The organism is Butyricicoccus sp. OF10-2 (assembly GCF_003481925.1).
Lineage (GTDB): Bacteria > Bacillota > Clostridia > Oscillospirales > Butyricicoccaceae > Agathobaculum > Agathobaculum butyriciproducens.
The window spans coordinates 20,798-35,561 of record NZ_QUMC01000005.1; the positions used below are offsets into that span (position 1 = coordinate 20,798).

Below are 14,764 nucleotides of genomic sequence, written 5' to 3' on the forward strand. Positions count from 1 at the left end.
AAACGGAGTTTTTCGACAGCCTCAAGACAGCTTTCGCTGTCTTTTTGTTATTTCAGCATATCCCGCTTGATTTTCCCAATCCGGATATAATACCAGACCAGATTGAGCGCCGCCGCGCACACCCATGCTGCGCCCTCCGCAAAAAATACGCCGCTCTGCCCGATGAAGGTTGGCAGCACGAGCGCCGCGCCCATGCGCATAAGCATTTCTACAAAGCCAGAGAGTGTCGGCACAGTCATCTCGCCCAACCCCTGCAGTGAGGAGCGGTATGCCTGCAGCACGAACAGTGCAAACAAAAATGCCATCAGCACCATAAGATACTGATAGGCCACCGCCAGCGCATCTGCCGCGCCCGCTTCCTCGGTCGAAAGAAACAGTCCCAGCAGCGGTTTGCCCGCAAGAAGCATAGCCGTCACGATGGCGGCTGTAAATCCGGCGGATAGGGCCAGTACCGCCCGAATGCCTGTATCAATGCGTGCCGCGTTTCGTGCACCGCGGTTCTGCCCCATGTAGGCTGTCATGGCATAGCCAAACGCCACCGATGCACTTTCGAGTATGCCGTACAGCTTGTTTGCCGCCGTGTAGCCCGCCACAAACACCACGCCGAAGCCGTTCAGCACGGACTGCAGCACCATGCCGCCCAGTGTGATCATGCTCATCTGCAGACCAGTCGGAATACCAAGACGGCACAAGTGCAGCAAAATCGCAGGGTCGGTTTTCCAGTCGACTTTGGCCAGCTGAACGAACGGCAGCCGTCGCAATGACCGCAGACACAACAGAAACGCAATCAGCTGTGCCAGTACGGTTGCGAACGAGGCCCCGAAAATGCCCCACCCAAACCCCATCACGAACAGCAGGTCGAGTGCAATATTGGCAAAGCTTGCCGCGATGATCGCGAGCAGCGGCGTTCTGCTGTCGCCCAGACAGCGTAGCACGGCCGCCGCCATGTTGTACGCAATGATGATGAGCGAGCCGCCGAACTGCACATATAAGTACGTCTGCGCTCCACCGAACACCGCAGGATCGGTGTGCAGCAACGAAAGCAGCGGCCTTACCAGCAGCAGGCTGATGATCGTCACCGCAATGCCGAACCAGCACGACAGCTTAACGATCATAGCCAGTACACGACGCAGCCGGTCATAGGCGCCCGCACCGAACTCCTGTGCTGCGAGGATTGCAAAGCCCTGGGTAAAGCCCTGCAGTCCCCATAAAACCAGCCAGTTGATCCAGTCCGCCGCACCGATGGACGCCAATGCCTGCATGCCGACACCGCGTCCGATGATAATCGTATCCACAATGGTATATAGCTGCTGAAACACGCTGCCCAACATCAGCGGCAGCGAAAACAGCAGAATCAGCCGTATCGGACGGCCGTGTGTCATATCGGTAACGCGCACCCTATCACACCTCCCTTGCGAAAAAATCATAAAACCCAAAGCGCAGAAGGAGACAGAACTGCACTTCGGGTTTCAAAACGACGGTACCGCAGAATGCTGTTGATTTACCGCACGGCGAGATAAAACGCAGTACCGCCGCTGCCATGGTCATCAATCAGAGGAAATCGCCGCACAGGCTGAGGGCCGCCTCATCCGCGATAACGATCGCGTCGTTGTGCAGCTGCAGAATCGAACCGGGCACCTTGGGCGTTACCGGACCGAAGCAGGATTCACGGATAGCCCATGCCTTGTCCTCGCCGCTGGCAACGACCAGCACCTTTTTTGCGGTCATGATGGTGTGAATGCCCATCGAGTAGGCACGGCGCGGCACCTCATCCTCGCTGGCGAAAAGCGCTTGTTTGCCTCGATGGTGGACTCGGTCAGCTCCACGCAGTGCGTGCCCTTGGCGAAGCAGTCGTCCGGCTCGTTGAAGCCGATATGGCCGTTGCGGCCGATACCGAGCAGCTGAATATCCACATCGCCCACACTGCGGAGCACCGCGTCATAGCGGGCGCACTCCTTTTTCTCGTCCGGCTCCATGCCGTTCGGCAGATTGATACGCGACGGGTCAATGTTCACATGGTCAAAAAAGTGGTCGTGCATGAAATAATGATAGCTCTGGTCGTTTTCCGGCTTCATGCCATAGTATTCATCCAGATTGACCGTAGTCACATCCGCAAAATCCAGATCGCCCTTTTCGTACCACTTGACCAGCTGCTCATATGTGCCGATCGGCGACGAACCGGTAGCAAGACCGAGCACGGAATCCGGCTTGAGGATGACCTGCGCGGAAATGATATTTGCCGCCTTGCGGCTCATGTCCTTGTAATCCTTTGCACGAATGATTCTCATAACGAAAAAGCCTCCAAACGCTTATAAATCCTTATACTTTTCACGCAGCGCGAGCAGCTCGCTCTCCTGCACATACTCGGTCAGGCAGCCTACGCCGGTAACACTCTTGCCGCCTGTGATGTTGCCGAACCGCACACAATCCGCAAACGGATAGCCGTGGTACAGACCGTACATCAGTCCTGCAAGGAACGCATCGCCCGCACCGGTGGAATCCTTACAGGTGAATTCCGGAATATTGCGCAGCAGACGCGGCGTGCCATCCTCGAGAATGAGACAGCCGTCCTTATCCAGCTTGACTAGCGGGTGCTCAAAATACTCCGCCAGCACGCGGAGCGCCTCCTCCGGCGTGTCCCTGCCGGTAATCTTGAGCGCTTCCTTGGTATTCGGCGTATAGTAATCCGCCAGACGCAGATAATCACCGTACTTCTCAAAGCTCAGCTCATCATCCCAGCCCATGTCGAAAATCAGAATGGCTCCTTCCTCGTGCAGCTTGCGATATACCGGCAAAAAGCCTCCTGCATCTGCACCAGCTTAGCGCCCTTGGACATGGTATATACCCGCTCGAGCAGCTCGTCCGTGATGGCGGTCGGCTTGCAGTAGGTCGCAAATGTGCGGTCGCCGGGCGTGAGCATGGCACTGGTGACATTCACCGGAATACCGGTCTCGCCCTCCGCCGCCAAATTGTACGGAGAAACGCCGTTCTGCTCAAACTGCGCGCGGGCAAAGCCGGAAAACAGATCGCTGCCGAGATAGGTCGCCAGACGGGTCGGAATGCCCAGACGGGCGGCGTTTACTGCCGTACCCGGTGCACCGCCGCCGAGCAGCACGCGGAAATCCTGCGAAAAGATCTCCTCGCCCTCCTGCGGCACGCGCGGCATGCCGACATACATCAAATCCACATTGGTCACACCGACCGAAGCGAGAAACGACATGTGTCAGTCCCTCCAGTCCCCGATGTACGGCGCGTTGAGCTTGATATACTCGTCGGTCAGCTTGCTTGCCAGCGAGTACGAGCCGACCAGCGGGTGCATGGTCAGACACTCGGTGATATCCTTCCTGGAGCGGTTGACGATGCCGCGTGCCGCCAGACGCTCGTAATATTTTACGCGGCGGATCATTTCCAGATTGCTCTCCGGAATATTGGTGATATGGTGCGGCTTGCAGCCCTCACGGGAGATATCGCAGGTGACCTCAATAATATCGGTCGGCTCGAGGCCCTCGATGGCATTGCCGTTCGGCGCGCACAGAATCATCGTGCCCATGCCGCCGGAGGTGCAATCTCGATGAACTTGAGCGCAACGCCTGCGTAGCCGCCCGCGTCCTTGGAATACACATCAAACGTCCACGGCTTGTCGCGGTGAACACCGGTCTCGTTGGCCATATAGTTGTTCTCGCGGATGCCGTACCACTTTTCAAAGCACTTGAGACCTGCCTCGAAGTCGTTCTCAATGTCGATCTTAGACAACTCCTCGGTCATGTGGCGGTTGATGTCGCAGATCATCTCGCCGCGCGTCTGCTTGGCATTCAGAATGTTGGCAACCGCCTTTTCACGGTAGTAGAAGTAGTAGAGGTACTCATTGAGCACGCAGCCGCGGTCCTCGAGCAGCTTTTTCTCGAAAAAGCGCATATCGGTCTTGGCGTAAGCCTCGTCATTGGCGATCAGCTCGGGCATGATCTCCTTTCCGTCCACCTTGATGCTCTGGAAGTAGGACAGATGATTCAAACCGTAGCACTCGCCGTAAATGCGGGACGCATCCACGCCGTACAGGTCGGCAAACTGGTGCAGCATGCCGCTCGGCGCGTCGCAGATACCGTAGGTGAAATCATATCCCATATCACGCAGCGCCTGTGAAACCACGCCCGCCGGATTGGTAAAGTTGAACACCTTGACGCCCGGCTTTGCCAGCTTTTTGATCAGCTCGCAGTACTCAGCCAGCGCCGGGATCGAGCGCATGGCAAACGAAACGCCGGCAGCACCTGTGGTCTCCTGACCGAGAATACCCAGATCAAGCGCCAGTCGTTCATCGCGCACGCGAGTCGCGTCGCCGCCGACACGGATGGTCGTGATGACGTAATCCGCATCGGTTACCGCCTCCTCCGCACTGGAGGTCAGCGTGAACTTCATGGTCGGGCACAGCATACGCGCAACATGTGCCGCCAGACCGCCGTAGATGCGGAGCTTTTCCGGATCGTTATCCATAAATACCAGCTCATCAATGTGCAGCTCCTCCGCACGCTGTGCAATGCTCTTTGCGAGGAACATAGAGCGTACACCGCCGCCGCCGATTACCGTTAATTTCATAAAAAGATACCTCCTGTTATCGAATCAGATACCGTTTGCAGCTGGACCAGCCGATCATGCCCGAGGCAAATCCGGACAGACCGCACGGGAACAGCAGCACATACGGCAGAGAAAGCGGGAAAAACAGCACTGCCGGAATCAGCAGCAGCGCATTTACGCCCAGCCCCAGCACAGTCATGCCGGGACGGAGCAGACACAGCAACCACGCATTTTTCGCCGCCGCTGCAAACGAGATGTCCACCGCTGCCTGCACCGCCCAGAAATTCTGAAAAAACGCAGCTGTGACGCAGAGCAGCAGCATACCCAGCAGCGCCGGGAAAAATCCGTCCGCCGTTACCAGCATCACGCCCATCCACAGCAGCGCAAGCTCGGCCAGTCCGCACAGAAGATTACGCACCGTATCCTGCCGCAGTGCCGCAAGAAAGTCGGTCCACACATCATTTGGCACATCACGCGCCATATTGACCGTGCAGCGCGCCATAGCAGCTCGAGCCGTGCCAAAGGTCACAACCGGCAGACAGCACAGCAGAAACAGCACGTTCAGCTTGACGAGCTGCCAAAACTCCCGTACAAGGGTCTCCCCGACCCATGCGGCGCCGGTCTTTTCCGGTGCATCCTTGGCAATGCCCGGACCTTCCTTCAAATAGGATGGACGAAACACAGATTTTCCTCCTGTCAGAACGCGATCGCGCGTTCGGTCTGCTTATCGAACAAATGGATGCGACTCATATCCACAGCCGCGGTGATGGTGTCGCCCGCATGAATCGGCTCGCCGGACGGCGTACGCACGGTCACGGACGTACCGTCACAGGTGCAGTGCGCGTAAATCTCCGCGCCCATCAGCTCGGCAATATCCACATGCATGGTGAGCGTATGCGCCGCATTCTGCGTAAACTTTTCACCCGAGGTGTGCAGATTCTCCGGACGGATGCCGAACACGACCGTCTTTCCAACGTACTCACTCAGCGCATCGCTGCCCGCAAAGTGCAGGCTCTGGTCCGCGAAGGTCAGCTTGTAGCCGTCCGCATCGCGTCCCAGCTCGGCGTCCATGAAATTCATCTGCGGCGAACCAATGAAGCCCGCTACGAACAGATTGCACGGATGGTCATACAGCGTCTGCGGTGTGTCCGCCTGCTGAATCTCGCCGCCCTTCATAACAACAATACGGTCGCCCATGGTCATGGCCTCGGTCTGGTCATGCGTGACGTAAACAAAGGTCGTATCCAGCTTCTGATGCAGCTTGATGATCTCGGTGCGCATCTGGGTGCGCAGCTTGGCATCCAGATTGGACAGCGGCTCATCGAGCAGGAATACCGCCGGGTCGCGCACCATCGCACGTCCGAGCGCGACACGCTGCCGCTGGCCGCCGGAAAGCTGCTTGGGCTTGCGGTTGAGCAGATGCTCGATATCCAGCACCTTAGCCGCCTCGTGCACCTTGCGGTCGATTTCGTCCTTAGGTGTTTTTCGCAGCTTGAGCGCGAATGCCATGTTCTTGTAAACCGTCATATGCGGATAGAGCGCGTAGTTCTGGAAAACCATCGCGATATCGCGGTCCTTCGGCGCTACATCGTTCACCTTGCGGTCACCGATGTACATTTCGCCGTCCGAAATCTCCTCCAGACCCGCGATCATGCGCAGTGTGGTGGATTTGCCGCAGCCGGACGGTCCGACCAGTACGACGAACTCCTTATCCTTGATCTGCAGGTTCAGGTCGGAGATAACCTCGATATCACCGGGGTACACCTTCTTGATGTGATTCAAACTAATGCTTGCCATGTAATTTCACCTCGTTTATTCTTTGACCGAACCCGCGGTCAGGCTGGAAACGACCTGCTCCTGGAAGATCGCAAACACGATGATCGAAGGAATGACCGCAATGGTAACTGCGGCAAACAGCGCCGTATAGTTAAAGCTGAACTGGCTGGTAAAGTAGCTGAGCGACAGCGGCAGCGTGCGGGCACTCTCGCTGCTGGTCAGGATCAGGGAGAACGTAAATTCGTTCCATGTATTGAGGAAGCACAGCACAGCTGCGCTCGTAAGACCGCCCTTGGCGCACGGCATCATGATCTGGAAGAACGTGCGCAGGAAGCCCGCACCGTCGATGTAGGCGGCTTCTTCGATCGCCTTGGGAATGGACTGGAATGCGCCGCGCAGGATGAGCAGGCTCATCGGCATATTCAGTGCGGTATTGACCAGAATCAGACCCGCCTTGGTATCGTACAGGCCCAGATTGTTGACCACGCTGTACACCGGCTGCAGCAGTGCCGTCATCGGAATGACGAGCGACAGGCTGAGCAGCATGTACAGCAGCTTATCGCACGGAAAGCGGAACCGCGCAAACGCGTAGCCTGCCATAGCGAAGACGAGCACATTGAGTACGGTCGCACAGCAGGTGACGATCACGCTGTTGCCGAAGAACTTGAAGATCGGCGCCATATCCAGTGCGGACTGATAGCCGTCAAACCCGAAGTGCGTCGGCAGCGAAATGCCGTTCGACAGGATCTCCGCATTCGTCTTGAACGAGGACAGGATGACCCAGATGATCGGGAACAGCGCAACAACCACACACAGCGCCATAAACAGATATTTGAGCACAAAGCACAGGCGTTCTCTGCCGGTCATTGCACCGAAGCTGGTTTTCATTTGTCGAACGCCTCCTTAGTAGTCTTCTTCGTTGACGCGCATCGCCTTGTTGATGAGCGTCATGCAAACGACACCCGCGATGACGATGCAAACGCCGATTGCATTCGAGTAGCCGTAGTTATTTTCGTTCTTGTACACGCTGTACAGCATGAGCGGCAGGTTCATGGTAGCCGAGCCGGGGCCGCCCTTGGTGGTGATGTAGATCAGGTCGAACATCTGCAGCATATAGGTTGCCGCCATGACCATGGTCGTGCCGATGATCTTGCGCAGCAGCGGCAGCACAACGAACATATCGGTCTGGAACGAGGTCGCACCGTCCACACGGGCCGCTTCGAGCACCGAATCGTCAATGGTCAGCGCCTCGGCGAGCACGAGCGTCGTGGTGTAGCCCGCAAACAGCAGCCACGTCATGGTGACGGACGGGAACGCCGTTGTGGTATCCATCAGCCAGTTATGCGTCAGGCTTTCCAGACCAACAGCCTTGAGGATGGAATTGACCACGCCGTACTGCGGGTTGAAAATATTGAGGAAGATCATGCCCATTGCGGCGTTGGAGATGATATTCGGAATCATGTATGCCGTACGGACAAATTTCCAGCCGCGCGGCTTTTTGTACAGCACAAGCGCCAGGATAACGCCGATGGAGACATGAATAATACAGTGGATCAGAATCCAGACGACCGTGTGACCGCACGCCTGCCGGAAGGTCGCATCGCTGAACAGCTGTGTATAATTCTGCAGACCGATGAATGTCATCGAGTCGCCCGTCAGCCGGTAATCAAACAGCGAGGAAACAAACACGATCACCAACGGAACAGCATAGACCAGCAGGAACAATGCGACAGCCGGAAGCAGGAACACCGGCAGCCAGCCCTTTTTACGTTTCATAAAGCGGTTTCCTTTCTTGTTGAGGAGAAAAACAGGGACCCGTTTTTGACGGGTCCCTGCGGTAAACAGTTTACTGGTTCTTCGCTGCAGCATCCGTCAGCGTCTGGCAGAAGCCCTTTGCGTCCAGCTCACCCGAAGCGAGCAGCGGGAGCTGCTGGCTCATAACGTCGAGCAGGTTGGAGTACATCGTAGCCTGCAGAGTATCCGAGCGCTTTTCACCCTCAGTGGTTGCAAGGTCAAGGAACTCAGCAAGCAGCGGGTACTTGTCCTTTGCGGTGTCGGTCAGCTCTACCGTGTTGGAGGCCGGAACCATGCCCTGCATCTCCATTGCGGTCTGCTGTGCCTCAGCCGAGGTAAAGAACTTGACCATCTCAATGGCAGCCTCTTCTACCTTCGGGTCGTCCTGCTTGGTAACGATGTAGCCCTGAATCGGTGCATCGTATACAAAGTTGCCCGGGAACAGCGCTACGCCGACCTTATCAGCGAAGCCTTCCTCTGCCATGGAGGTATCGGAGAAATCACCGATCATCCACGGGCCGTTCGCCAGCATTGCGGTCTGGCCGGACAGGAAGTTGTTTGCAGCATTCTCATACTTGCCGCCGATTGCATCCTGCGTGGTGTAGTTCTGGTACATCTTCTGGATCTTCTCGGCTGCTGCGATCATTTCCGGCGTGTTGTAGTCGGTCGGGTTCATGGTATTCATGAACTCCAGGCCTGCGTCCGACTCGGTGCCTACCATAGCGCCCATCCACAGCTGGGTTACCCACGCAGAATCTGCGGTATCCATGGACAGCGGGGTGACGCCGGCTGCCTTCAGCTTGTCGCACTGCTGGAAGAACTCGTCCCAGGTCTTAGCCGGCTCGGTGATGCCTGCCTGCTTGAACAGCTCCTTGTTGTAGAAGTAACCGATAACCTGACCTTCCATCGAGGAAGCGTAGATCTTGCCGTCGCGGCTGTTGGTAGCCAGTGCGGTATCGGAATACAGTGCCTTCCAGTCTGCATCGGAATTTACCGCATCGGTCAGGTCAACTGCCAGATCCTTGGCAACGACCATATCCAGCAGATTGTAGCCGCCGCCGTAAATAACCGGCGGGAGATCGCCCGTGCCAAGCTGTACCTTGATCTTGTCGATGTAGTTCTGGTCGCCCGGAACGTCTTCCTTCTTGATCTCGTACTTGCCTGCGTACTTCTCATTGAATTCCTTAATCAGTTCATCGCATACCGGAGCGGACGTATTCGTGCCGCACTGGAACGTCGGATAGTTGATGGTGATCACACCGGAGCTGTCACCGCTCTGTGCAGAATCATCCTTCTTGCCGCCGCAGCCGGTCAGTGCGCCGGTCAGCAGCGCGCCTGCCATCAGCAGGGAGAGGATACGCTTTGTTTTCATGTGGGGTTCCTCCTCTTTCTCTCCTTACGGCATTTGTCTCATTCAAATACCGCTCTGTGTTTTGTTGTATTTATTATACCCGAGGAACAGTCTGCCCTCAATGCAGTAAACCGGTCAAAACATATGACGATTTTGCTTTTCGTTCACACGCTCTGCACTCCTCTTTGAAAACATAGGATTATTTTGCGCCAAAACAGGATATTTTTTTCTAATGTCGCTTCTCCCCCTCCGGATGGTACACAAAGCGGTCGAATTGTGGTATATTTAGGGTAACTCCGCAGTTCTATTATATGGTGCTGCCCTTGTATAGTTCGCAGAAGCTCCCGTGAGGTGTATTGTATGGCAAAACGCAAGATCTCTCTTATCGGGCTGGTCGTTGTGATGATATGTGTTCTGGTATTCGCACCTGTTGTCACCGCCGGCATCTATTTTATCCATACCGTATCCGGTCAGCTGCAGCATACCGCCAGCGAGACGGTTTCCATGTATCTGAACGAATTCACCGACCGCACCGACCGCATGATGGAGACCCTGCGGGATGGTGTGTACTACCTGACCTCAGACAGTGCCGCCCAGCAGATGATGAACAGCAGCAAACCGCTCACCCAGATCCAGATTCTCCGGCTGGAGCAGAATTTCAGCCGCGCATTCTCGCTCGGCGATTCGCTCAACCCCGATGTGGTCAGCGCCATCTATCTGATCAAAAACGACCAATATGTGCCGGTCTACGGCGGCAACTACTATTTGAATACCTCGTGGCGCGTCCGGCAGATGTACCAGACGCACGAGGACTGCAACTCCGCACGCACGCTGTACACGCACTACACCATCATTGGATACGCATATATGATCGTCGATTTTGTTGACCTCAACACCATGCAGCCGCTTGGCAAAATCATCGTGGAGCTGAACATCGACAAGCTGCTCTCCACGCTGTCGCTGAACCAGCTTTACCCTTCCACTGTCGTCATTTTCAGCGGTGCTCAGGGCAAACGCATCGGCTCTCTGCAGACCGACCTGTTCCGCGAGAACGAGGATATGAACAAGTGGTATCATGCGTCCAGCTCACTCCGAAAAAGCCGTGAGCGCGTGGACATCTATATTCCAAACGCCGAAATCCTCACCGGTGTGCGCCAGAGTACGCGTGTGTATTTTCTCGTCTGTGCTGCCATCCTGATCCTGGCTCTGCTGCTGGCCGCCACCTGTCTCATCCTGCTGCTGCGTCCTCTGCGGCAGATGCTGCACACCATCGGCAGTATCGGCAGCGGTGATTTTTCCGTGCGCATGGATGAAACGCCCTACACCGAAACGACCGCTATCTCGCATGCCTTCAACGACATGGCCGACCGGCTGGACACCCTGTTTCAGGAGGTCTATCAGCGCGGTCTGCTGCTGCGTGACGCAGAGATTCATCAGCTGGAGAGCCAGATTCAGCCGCACTTCATCTTTAATATTCTCGAGCTGATCAATGTCCGCTGCATGGTAGCCGGTCAGCCGGCCATCTGCACCACGGTGCAGAATCTGGCACAGCTGCTGCGGGCAAGCGTTGTTAACCACGGCAAGCAGATTATCACCCTGCAGGAGGAACTGGATTCTGTAAAATACTATCTCGCCCTGCAAAAGGAACGCTTTGAGGAAAAGCTGCAGTACACCGTCGATGTGGAGGACGACAAGCTGCTCGGCTGCTACCTGCCTAAGCTGACCATTCAGCCGCTGGTAGAAAACAGTATCGTACACGGACTCGAGCCTAAGCGTCACGGCGGCTGGGTGCGCGTCAGCATCTGGGAGGAGGAGGACGCCGTGTACATCCGCGTGCACGATGACGGCGTAGGCTTTGACCCGTCCGCCATCCCCCAGCCCGGCAGCGACGACAAGCACCACACACATGTTGCGCTGCACAACATCGAGCGCCGTTTTCAGCTGCTGTACGGCGAGCCCTACGGCATGTCGATCAAATCCGAACCCGGACACGGCACGAGCATCGTGCTGACGCTCCCCATCATCACCGCACCGCCCGAAAAGGAGAAAGACCTATGCTGAAAGTTATGATCGTTGACAATGAATCCGCCATCCGCAAGGGTCTGGTACACTGCATCCACTGGGGCGACCTCGGCTGTGAGATTGCCGCACAGGCAGACGACGGCATGATGGCGCTCGAGCAGATTCCGGTCATTCAGCCGAATATCGTTATCAGCGATATCCGCATGCCCGGAATGGACGGTCTTGAGCTTGCCGAGATCATCGCCCGCGACCATCCCGGCATCAAAGTCATCATTTTGACCGGCTATCCGGATTTTGCCTACGCGCAGCGTGCCATCCAGTATCATGTGGTTGATTTTGTACTCAAGCCGATGACGGTAGAAAACCTGACCAATGCCATCGAAAAGGCCAAGGCCGCCATAGCGGAAGACCGCAGCAGTCAGGACCTGCAGGAGAAGCTCTCCACGACCTCGGCGCGCAACATGGAGCTGCAGCAGAGCATGCTGCTGCATGACCTCATCCACCGTGTTGCATGCTCGCAGCTGTATGTGCTCAACCGCCTGGCTCAGCTGAAAATGGACCTGCACAGCTATTTTGTACTCAAGCTGCATATTACCTCGCTGTCCGAGGAAGCGCTGACCGAGGAAGAATACAACGAGTATCTCAATCAGTCGCAGGAGATTCTGTCCGACTGTCTATCCTCCTACCAGCATTACTACATTGCCCGCGGCACGCAGGACTGCTTTGTGGTCATCTGTGCCGCCGGTGAAGCACCCATCACCGCACTGTGCAAGGAAGCAGTCAATATTGTCGGAAGTCTGGCTCATTTTCTGCTGTTCATTGGCATTTCCAACTGCAATGACAATCCCATCTGCCTCGCCGATGCCGCCGACGAGGCCGCACAGGCGGTGCGCTTCACCGTCTTCACGCCCGACCATCCGGTGACGCACTTCGCTGAGCTCAGCTCGTTCCCGCAGCAGCTGACCGACGAAATCTTTGAAATGCTCTCTGCCCTTAAATCTGCGATGGAGCTGCGTAATCCCGCCGACACAGAGCAGCTGCTCGACTGCATTTTCGCCTATGCGGACAGCAACAAGCTGCCGCCGGATACCGTGCGCAATATCTGCGTATATATTCACCAGTTCGGCATGGAGCTGCAGTTTCCCGGAATGGCCGGACATTCGCTCGAGGGCAGCAGCATTTCCTCGCTCAAGCGCATTATGGAGACCAACTCCATCGCCGAGATGGAATCCTGCACCCGCGCACTCGTGCAGCAAACGCAGGACATGGCGCAGAGCAGCGCCGCCAGCGCAGACCATATCGTTTCCTCGGTACAGGCCTATATCAGCGCACACTATGGCGAGCAGCTTTCGCTCGACCAGCTCGCCCAGCAGTTCTATCTCAGCTCAAGCTATCTCTCGCGCCTGTTTAAGCGCGAGACCGGCACAACGCTGACGACTTATCTGCAGAACGTGCGCATCGAAGCCGCAAAAAATCTGCTGCGCACTACGGCACTCAAAAGCTATGAAGTTGCCGAGCGGGTCGGCATTAACGATCCCGTGTATTTCTCACGCATATTTAAGAAGATCACCGGTCTCAAGCCGAAGGATTACCGTCACAGCGTGCAGAACGAATCATCCGTATAAACGGAAAGAATCGAAAACCGCTCCGGTACGCATCCCATCAGAACCTTTTCCGCAATTCTCAAAACTATCTGTGTGCCAGCAAATCGGTTGCATTTTCCGCACCTTTACTGTATAATATATAATCAAATATATTTAATTGTCAGTAAAATCCATGGCAATACCGCATGATCGAACAAGCGTGATCTGCGAGCAAATTCCACAGCCGGATCCGTCGCGGTACTGCCTATATAAAGGTAATCAGGAAAATGAATACAACCTGGGAAACACACAAATTTGAGCACTACATATTCAGCCTTTTGCTGGCAGTGGAAGTCATTATGTCCTTTACATTTTTAGGATATGTGCATATTCCGCCGATTTCCATTACCACGGCGTATATCCCTATCATCATTACCGCCTGCCTGTTTGGCCCGGCCGAGGCTTCCCTCGCGGGACTGCTGTTCGGTCTTGGCAGTCTGTATAAGGCTTCCGCGACCTATGTCATGCCTGCAGATGCGGTCTTTTCTCCGTTTCGGAGTGATTTTCCCATTGGAAGCATACTGCTGAGTGTCGGCACGCGTGTGCTGTTCGGTTTTCTGCTCGGCTGTCTGTTTCAGCTGGCACGCAAAAGCAAACGAAAGAATCTGTGTAAGCTGCTCATCACAATCGCGGCACCTAAGCTGCACGCGCTTTTGGTTTATACTGCGATGGGGTTGTTCTTCCCCTCTCTTGGTTTCAATTTTTCATCAATCTTTATGCTTGAAAAAAGCGACCTCATCATCCTGCTGTTCTGTGCTGCGGTCGTTCTGGCGATTGACAAGCTGTATCACAGTTCCTTTATCCAGACCTATAAAAAAGCGGTCAATGAATACGAAAACACCCCGTACTGGTCTCCGAAGATTGGTTTCGTGCTGGGGGCCGTAAGTACGTTTATCTTCTGTATGGCGGTCCTCTCGACCGTCTACTTCTCCAACCGTATGTACTACATGCTCGGGCAGCACAGCGTAGATGTCACACAGCACATCCATCGGGATATTCTCCACCTGCAGGTGCAGTTTTTGACTGCCATGCTGGCGCTCAACTTCATTCTGCTCATCCTCATCCTGATGGTCTACCGCTACATGAAATTTCGTGAGTACACCGGCGAGCTGGACTTCCTGACCGGCATTATGGGCCGCAAGCTGTTCCTGCACACCTGTCTCCGCAGCCAGAAGTCCCACGCCGGAACAGCCGGCTGGTTTCTGGTCTGTGATCTGGATTATTTCAAGCACATCAACGACAAATACGGCCATTCTGTCGGTGATGAGGTCCTCAAGCAGTTCGCCGAGCATCTGCAGAACACCTTTCGTTTCTGCGGCTTTGTCGGCCGTATCGGCGGTGACGAGTTTGCCGTAATGCTCGATATAAATCTGTCGCCGGACCAGCTGGAGCATCTGCTGACGCAGTTCCTGCGCGATATTTCCGGTATTCTCGAGCAGGTCACGGTCAGCTGCAGCATCGGCGCGTACCGCTTTGTTTTCCCGCAGGAGATCAAGCACCTGCTCACTGAAACCGACCGCGTGCTCTATCAGGCCAAGGAGAACGGCCGAGCGTGCTTCGTGATAGAGGATTCGACTGAAAAGTAAATTGCAAAAGCCGCACAGAGTAA

At 55.6% G+C, this 14,764-nt stretch carries 13 protein-coding genes and 1 pseudogene; 3 read left to right on the forward strand and 11 right to left on the reverse strand.

The features are described from left to right. Window positions 1–47: 47 nt before the first annotated feature. The 11 genes and pseudogenes from DXB00_RS04200 to DXB00_RS04240 all read right to left on the reverse strand — a co-directional run bounded on the left by DXB00_RS04200 (window position 48) and on the right by DXB00_RS04240 (window position 9,511). Entirely contained in the window at window positions 48–1,397 is a 1,350-nt protein-coding gene (locus DXB00_RS04200; RefSeq protein ID WP_158578265.1) for an MATE family efflux transporter, read from the reverse strand. Window positions 1,398–1,551: 154 nt separating this feature from the next. Further along, window positions 1,552–2,288: pseudogene (nagB, locus tag DXB00_RS04205) on the reverse strand (glucosamine-6-phosphate deaminase). A gap of 21 nt (window positions 2,289–2,309) precedes the next feature. Continuing rightward, window positions 2,310–2,795 (reverse strand): carbohydrate kinase family protein, encoded by a 486-nt coding sequence (locus tag DXB00_RS17650; RefSeq protein ID WP_305143087.1) that lies wholly within the window; start codon window positions 2,793–2,795, stop codon window positions 2,310–2,312. After that, complete coding sequence (locus DXB00_RS17655) at window positions 2,753–3,220, reverse strand: carbohydrate kinase family protein (protein WP_305137753.1); 468 nt, start codon at window positions 3,218–3,220, stop codon at window positions 2,753–2,755. Before DXB00_RS17655 ends, DXB00_RS17650 begins: the two co-directional genes overlap by 43 nt. Window positions 3,221–3,223: 3 nt before the next feature. Continuing rightward, window positions 3,224–3,550 carry a hypothetical protein gene (locus DXB00_RS17005; RefSeq protein ID WP_243023989.1) on the reverse strand — a complete coding sequence of 109 codons (327 nt, stop codon included), beginning with the start codon at window positions 3,548–3,550 and terminating at the stop codon, window positions 3,224–3,226. After that, the gene (locus DXB00_RS04215) at window positions 3,538–4,590 is read right to left on the reverse strand and encodes a family 4 glycosyl hydrolase (RefSeq protein ID WP_243107154.1); all 1,053 of its coding nucleotides are present in this window, start codon (window positions 4,588–4,590) and stop codon (window positions 3,538–3,540) included. Before DXB00_RS04215 ends, DXB00_RS17005 begins: the two co-directional genes overlap by 13 nt. Before the next feature lie 16 nt (window positions 4,591–4,606). After that, window positions 4,607–5,251: a DUF624 domain-containing protein gene (locus tag DXB00_RS04220; RefSeq protein WP_158578266.1), complete on the reverse strand. Its 645-nt coding sequence runs from the start codon at window positions 5,249–5,251 to the stop codon at window positions 4,607–4,609. A gap of 14 nt (window positions 5,252–5,265) precedes the next feature. After that, window positions 5,266–6,366 (reverse strand): ABC transporter ATP-binding protein, encoded by a 1,101-nt coding sequence (locus DXB00_RS04225; protein ID WP_118360265.1) that lies wholly within the window; start codon window positions 6,364–6,366, stop codon window positions 5,266–5,268. A gap of 15 nt (window positions 6,367–6,381) precedes the next feature. Next, window positions 6,382–7,233, reverse strand: coding sequence for a carbohydrate ABC transporter permease (locus tag DXB00_RS04230; protein ID WP_117751200.1), 852 nt, complete (start codon window positions 7,231–7,233; stop codon window positions 6,382–6,384). 15 nt (window positions 7,234–7,248) lie between these two features. Beyond that, entirely contained in the window at window positions 7,249–8,121 is an 873-nt protein-coding gene (locus tag DXB00_RS04235; protein WP_118729033.1) for a carbohydrate ABC transporter permease, read from the reverse strand. 70 nt (window positions 8,122–8,191) lie between these two features. Continuing rightward, window positions 8,192–9,511: an ABC transporter substrate-binding protein gene (locus tag DXB00_RS04240; RefSeq protein WP_118729034.1), complete on the reverse strand. Its 1,320-nt coding sequence runs from the start codon at window positions 9,509–9,511 to the stop codon at window positions 8,192–8,194. 339 nt (window positions 9,512–9,850) lie between these two features. Here DXB00_RS04240 and DXB00_RS04245 point away from each other — a divergent pair, with 339 nt between their 5' ends. The 3 genes from DXB00_RS04245 (at window position 9,851) to DXB00_RS04255 (ending at window position 14,741) form a co-directional block, all read left to right on the forward strand. Further along, window positions 9,851–11,551: a sensor histidine kinase gene (locus tag DXB00_RS04245; RefSeq protein ID WP_118729035.1), complete on the forward strand. Its 1,701-nt coding sequence runs from the start codon at window positions 9,851–9,853 to the stop codon at window positions 11,549–11,551. Further along, the gene (locus tag DXB00_RS04250; protein ID WP_118284884.1) at window positions 11,545–13,137 is read left to right on the forward strand and encodes a response regulator; all 1,593 of its coding nucleotides are present in this window, start codon (window positions 11,545–11,547) and stop codon (window positions 13,135–13,137) included. The genes DXB00_RS04245 and DXB00_RS04250 overlap by 7 nt, the downstream gene beginning before the upstream one ends. A gap of 245 nt (window positions 13,138–13,382) precedes the next feature. Then, complete coding sequence (locus tag DXB00_RS04255; protein ID WP_118729036.1) at window positions 13,383–14,741, forward strand: ECF transporter S component; 1,359 nt, start codon at window positions 13,383–13,385, stop codon at window positions 14,739–14,741. Window positions 14,742–14,764 lie beyond the last annotated feature (23 nt).

Excerpts from the sequence above, each read along its gene's own strand:
- DXB00_RS04240 (WP_118729034.1), bottom strand. The coding sequence starts at position 9,511 with ATGAAAACAAAGCGTATCCTCTCCCTGCTGATGGCAGGCGCGCTGCTG.
- DXB00_RS17655 (WP_305137753.1), bottom strand. The coding sequence starts at position 3,220 with ATGTCGTTTCTCGCTTCGGTCGGTGTGACCAATGTGGATTTGATGTAT.
- DXB00_RS04225 (WP_118360265.1), bottom strand. The coding sequence starts at position 6,366 with ATGGCAAGCATTAGTTTGAATCACATCAAGAAGGTGTACCCCGGTGAT.
- DXB00_RS04215 (WP_243107154.1), bottom strand. The coding sequence starts at position 4,590 with ATGAAATTAACGGTAATCGGCGGCGGCGGTGTACGCTCTATGTTCCTC.
- DXB00_RS04250 (WP_118284884.1), top strand. The coding sequence starts at position 11,545 with ATGCTGAAAGTTATGATCGTTGACAATGAATCCGCCATCCGCAAGGGT.
- DXB00_RS04230 (WP_117751200.1), bottom strand. The coding sequence starts at position 7,233 with ATGAAAACCAGCTTCGGTGCAATGACCGGCAGAGAACGCCTGTGCTTT.
- DXB00_RS04245 (WP_118729035.1), top strand. The coding sequence starts at position 9,851 with ATGGCAAAACGCAAGATCTCTCTTATCGGGCTGGTCGTTGTGATGATA.
- DXB00_RS17005 (WP_243023989.1), bottom strand. The coding sequence starts at position 3,550 with ATGGGCACGATGATTCTGTGCGCGCCGAACGGCAATGCCATCGAGGGC.
- DXB00_RS04255 (WP_118729036.1), top strand. The coding sequence starts at position 13,383 with ATGAATACAACCTGGGAAACACACAAATTTGAGCACTACATATTCAGC.
- DXB00_RS04235 (WP_118729033.1), bottom strand. The coding sequence starts at position 8,121 with ATGAAACGTAAAAAGGGCTGGCTGCCGGTGTTCCTGCTTCCGGCTGTC.